This window comes from Magnetococcales bacterium (genome assembly GCA_015232395.1).
GTDB lineage: Bacteria > Pseudomonadota > Magnetococcia > Magnetococcales > JADFZT01 > JADFZT01.
Map to the genome: position 1 here is coordinate 1 of JADFZT010000111.1, position 4420 is coordinate 4420.

The following is a 4420-nucleotide window of genomic DNA, read 5'->3' on the forward strand; positions in this document are numbered from 1 at the left end:
AAAGTGATACAAGATTTTGGAAAGGTTCGCGCCAGCCCCCCTGGATTCCCGCCTTCGCGGGAATGACAGAAAAAGTATAGCGGCATATGTCCAATTCTTGATTTGAATTGCTATAGGGGGGTGGAGTGGGATGTCCCATCAGAGAATGGATATCCTGGCTGAAAAAAAACTCCCCAAATAAAAAAGGGGCTGAACACCCACCTGGCATTCAGCCCCTCTATCCAAACTGTCCAGTTGATGGACCCGCCATCAAACCAGTCAGATTATTCGATCACTTCCAGCCGATGCAGGGCAGGGCGTGCGAAGACCTGATCGAGGATGATCGCATAAAAGATGGCGAGCAGATTGGTTCCCACACCAGGTCCCAGATCGGAGAGTGAAGCGGCTTGGGGGGCGGTAGTGGCCAAGTGTATCAGGCCGATGGTGATGGTGATCAGGGCTGCATAGTAAAAATGCCCCCGAATACCCCGCAATACAGGGATCAGCTTGACCTGCTCCTTTGAGGGATCTTCATTCTGGAACGGCAGAGTCATGGCGGCCAGGAAGCCTTCGACATATCTGTCAAACCCGAAAGAGAGCAAACCCAAACCGATGGTGATGCCCATCACCGGAATCAGAGACGCCAGGTTGAAAAACTGCGAGACCCCACCCAACTCCACCATGGGAGTGGCGCTCAGGATGAGGATGAAAAAGAGTCCGAGAATACCAGCCATAATCCGCATAACCTCCTGTCAGACGATTGTTTCGGTCGAATCACCCCGACCCATTTAACAGACCCACCCGGTTGCAGGGTGGAAAATGATTGAACGATAGCTCATCTCTCCATCATCAAAGGAAGAAGGGACCGGCCCCCATTTGGGTAGAGAGTTGTTTTTTTTAAAGTCATTCCAATTTAGAAGGGCACACACACTCTGTCCTGACAGGCCATTTTCGGGTGAGCTGCGCGAACCGCATCCATCAAGAGCGCAAGGGGGGGGCTGATCCCGACCGGCGTGTTACTCATGGGAGTGACTGGCATGGACTCCCCACCCCGGCTTTGGCTGTATGGAGCCAGAGCCGGGGTCAGGTCGTGTTGTTTTCAGGCGTGCAAATCAGGGGTTTTGCACAACACTCGGCACATCAAAGCTGGCAGCCAATATTTCGTTGTTGGCAGAGGTGGACTGGGCTGCGGACATGGCGTTGAGGAATGTCCCCGTCAGCTCTTCCCAGGCATCGGTACCGATGGTGCTGTTGGTGAAGGAGATGGTCAGACGCTGAATACCGTTACCGGCCTGGAGGGTGATCTCTCCCTGGCCCAGCTGGCCACCAGCGATAGGATAGGCATTTTTCAGATCTTCGATGGAGCCCCAGCCGGTGAGACCGGTGTTTTGGTAATAGTTCAGGGCCGACTGGGTCCAGGGGTTGATAAACTGCTGGTAAGCCTTGATGGATTCACCCTTGCGCATGGTGGTGCGACCAACGGCAATGGCGGAGACGATGAGTCCGATAATAACGAAAACAATGGCCATTTCCACCAGGGAAAAGCCTGACTCCCGATTGGGCATTTGGCGCAATTTCTTGATCACAGGGGTCTCCTAGGGGTTCGCTCATTCGAATGATTGAATTGGTTGTCTTAGCACCGTTTCTTCAATGGGGTCAAGCCTATTCGTGGTGAGGGGAGGGGGAGAAAAGAATAGGCCTGGAAATGGATCGATGTAATGGATGTATAATGGCTTCTTTTGCGTTCTCCGGATCAGGACATTCAGGAGAGCATATCGATTCGCACCCATCTCCAGTCGATGGGGTCAAATGGCGGCAGGAATAAGGCGATGAGAGGGGCTTCAGTGATGGCAGGAAGCCCAAGACATGGCCAGGTCGTGACGCCCATGATGCGGACTGATATCACACCATGCTATTGGAGCTCCAGGGATCCATGACCAAGCTCACAGGCCGATTATTGACTTTTTGGGTGGCGCTGCCTCTGGCGATTTTATTGCCTATAGGAACCCACTCCATGCTCACCAGCCATCAACAGCTGGCCCAAGCCCGGGAAAAATTCACCAAGGCTGAGGCCAAACATGCCAAGCAACAGGAGCGCGCAGCCCAAACCCGTGCCTGGCAAAGGTATGCCGAAGAGGTCAACGGGTTTCTCAAGGAGGCGGACCAGGCGGGCATCGGTGAATCCCATTGGCGCCCCTTTGATGTCGATATCAAGCACCGTCCCCTCAACCAGGAGGAGCTGCCCGACTATTTCCAGCGGGCGAGCCATTCCGACAGTCACTATTTTCAACCCAAGCGCATGACCCTGACCGCCCTCACCGCCGAACACTTGCTCCCGGAAAAAATCCGTGAACGGCTGCTCATGGAAAGATTGGGCCAGCTGGATGGGCCGCCGCTCAAGCCCGGCCATCAGGTACTGCTCTCCCTGGAGGGGACCTATCTGGTCTTGCCCCAACCATGAAAAAAAGCCCGTCAGACGCCCTCGTCATCGAGATGGATGGACAGCCCTTCCACCTGCAGGGGCTTCAGCTTCAGGACATTCCGGAGCTGGCAAGCCTGAATCAGGACAAGTGGCTCCTCACCGATTTTCAAGGAGCTTCCCCGGTTTTCATGACCGTGGAAGCCCCGGCCCGTTTTGCCGAAATAGTCGCCCGCAAGCGACTCCAGGAGAGTGGGGAGGCAGAAGAAAATGTTCGGATTTTGACCCACTGGAAAAGGCCCCGGGGAAAATCCTCCACTGAAATTTTTTGCACCCCGGTCAAAGGGGAGCTGTTCGGAGCCTATGAGGATCGGGCTCTGGAGGATGACCATCATCACCTCTTTTTTTCCACCAATGCCCTGCTATATGCCGTTTTAAAGCACTATTCCCGGGAAAATCATACCGTCGCCGTTCTCTTCGAACATGGCCGCCATGTGGATATTCTGGTGGGGCGTTCCGGTCAGGTCTCCCACGCAACCCGGGTGTCGAGTTTTGCCGCCAGCTCCGAGGCCAAATCCACCCTCTCCGACTCCGTCGCCGCCGAACTGCTTCACCTCATGGGAGAACACCGCATCCGAGTGGATGAAATCATCCATTACGGCTGGCTTCACCAACGAGAGATCTCCGCAGAAGTTTCCACTGCTGACAATGGCCCTTCAGACCCCACCCAGTGGGTTCGGCAACTGGCCGAAGGGATGGGTACCGACTGCCAGGTTATTCCCATGGAGGTCCATGCTCTTTCCGGTGACGAGCGCCTGGAAACCTCTCTCACCAGCCTGCTTGCCCACCTGGATAGCGACCTTTCGGCATCGAGTTTCCTGGATCGATTTCGTTATCGTGCCCAACGGTGGATGCCTTGGGTCACCTTGATCACCCTTTTTGCGGTGGCGGGGCTCTTTTTTGTAGGCAGCATCTATCAGCGGCAGGCCGATGCCCTCAACCAGGAGAGTGCCCGTTTTTCCCAGGTATCAGCGGGCCTTAATCAGGCTGGCGTTCTCGATCCGGCCTTCAAGGAGCAGGTGGCCTTCGTTGAACGGCTACACCACTATCGTGACGTCCCCTCCCTGCAACAGATTTTGTTGGAGATTTCCCAATCCCGCAGTGGTCCGCTTTTTCTCGACCAGGTGGAGTTGGCCTACGACCCACAAGGCCAGGCCATCGTGGTGCTGACAGGTCGGATTGAGACACCCTTTATGGCTGCGAGCCAACATCTGGATCGCTTTCTTCATGCCCTGACCCAACATCCATTCAGCGTGATTGACAGCCGCCTCAATACCGACACCACCCACATCGGTTTTGCGGTTAAATTGCTTCGGGGGAAATCATGAAAAGCAAAGACAGGGGGATCGCCACCCTGGGATTTATCGCCGCATCAGCAGCCCTCTCCCTCCTCTATGGCTCTATCGGAGGCGGGGAACCGGATGCCGGGATTCCCCAGTTTACCTTCAAACCACCTCAGATGGGGCAGCTCAACACCACCGGCCCCCAGGTGGATGCCGATATTGTAAAAAGCATGGCTGCGATCAAACCCCACATGGAAGGACTGCGTGTTCCCCAAAGCCAGGCTGTGAAGGGGCATGGCCAGGTTGATTTGGAGATGATCGGTTTTGTAAGCACTGACAAAACAGCGCCAGTGGAAGAAAAAAACACGGCAGCCGAACCGAAGCCGGAAGCAGTCCCTCCAGCTGGTTTGGAAGGCTCAGGTGATTCGGGACAAGGGGATATATCTGCTCCAAGTGCAGGAGAGGAATAGTCTTGTATCGTTGATTGAAAAGAAAAGGCAAAACCGTGGGGGCTCGCCCCCACACCCCCAGGGGGATGTAAGGCAAGTTCAAAAGAAAGATCAAGGGCAAGATCAAGATCAAAGGCAAGGGCAAGATCAAAGGCAAGATCAAAAGAAAGACCGTGGGGGCTCGCCCCCACACCCCCAGGGGGATGTAAGGCAAGTTCAAAAGAAAGATA

The 4420-nt window shown here is 54.8% G+C and carries 5 protein-coding genes; 3 read left to right on the plus strand and 2 right to left on the minus strand.

Annotated elements, in window-relative coordinates; translation table 11 throughout:
- Nucleotides 1–263: 263 nt before the first annotated feature.
- Entirely contained in the window at nt 264–713 is a 450-nt protein-coding gene (locus HQL52_18725) for a hypothetical protein (protein MBF0371480.1), read from the minus strand.
- Between the two features lie 378 nt (nt 714–1091).
- Complete coding sequence (locus tag HQL52_18730; protein ID MBF0371481.1) at nt 1092–1565, minus strand: prepilin-type N-terminal cleavage/methylation domain-containing protein; 474 nt, start codon at nt 1563–1565, stop codon at nt 1092–1094.
- Nucleotides 1566–1912: 347 nt separating this feature from the next.
- On the opposite strand from HQL52_18730, the gene HQL52_18735 reads away from it, so the two are divergent.
- From HQL52_18735 to HQL52_18745, 3 genes are read left to right on the plus strand one after another with little or no spacing between them, the layout of a single operon-like run.
- Nucleotides 1913–2440 carry a hypothetical protein gene (locus tag HQL52_18735; GenBank protein ID MBF0371482.1) on the plus strand — a complete coding sequence of 176 codons (528 nt, stop codon included), beginning with the start codon at nt 1913–1915 and terminating at the stop codon, nt 2438–2440.
- Nucleotides 2437–3786, plus strand: a complete 1350-nt coding sequence (locus HQL52_18740; GenBank protein ID MBF0371483.1) for a hypothetical protein — start codon at nt 2437–2439, stop codon at nt 3784–3786. The genes HQL52_18735 and HQL52_18740 overlap by 4 nt, the downstream gene beginning before the upstream one ends.
- The gene (locus tag HQL52_18745) at nt 3783–4211 is read left to right on the plus strand and encodes a hypothetical protein (protein ID MBF0371484.1); all 429 of its coding nucleotides are present in this window, start codon (nt 3783–3785) and stop codon (nt 4209–4211) included. Before HQL52_18740 ends, HQL52_18745 begins: the two co-directional genes overlap by 4 nt.
- Nucleotides 4212–4420: the final 209 nt, after the last annotated feature.

Excerpts from the sequence above, each read along its gene's own strand:
- HQL52_18725 (MBF0371480.1), bottom strand. The coding sequence starts at position 713 with ATGGCTGGTATTCTCGGACTCTTTTTCATCCTCATCCTGAGCGCCACT.
- HQL52_18735 (MBF0371482.1), top strand. The coding sequence starts at position 1,913 with ATGACCAAGCTCACAGGCCGATTATTGACTTTTTGGGTGGCGCTGCCT.
- HQL52_18740 (MBF0371483.1), top strand. The coding sequence starts at position 2,437 with ATGAAAAAAAGCCCGTCAGACGCCCTCGTCATCGAGATGGATGGACAG.
- HQL52_18745 (MBF0371484.1), top strand. The coding sequence starts at position 3,783 with ATGAAAAGCAAAGACAGGGGGATCGCCACCCTGGGATTTATCGCCGCA.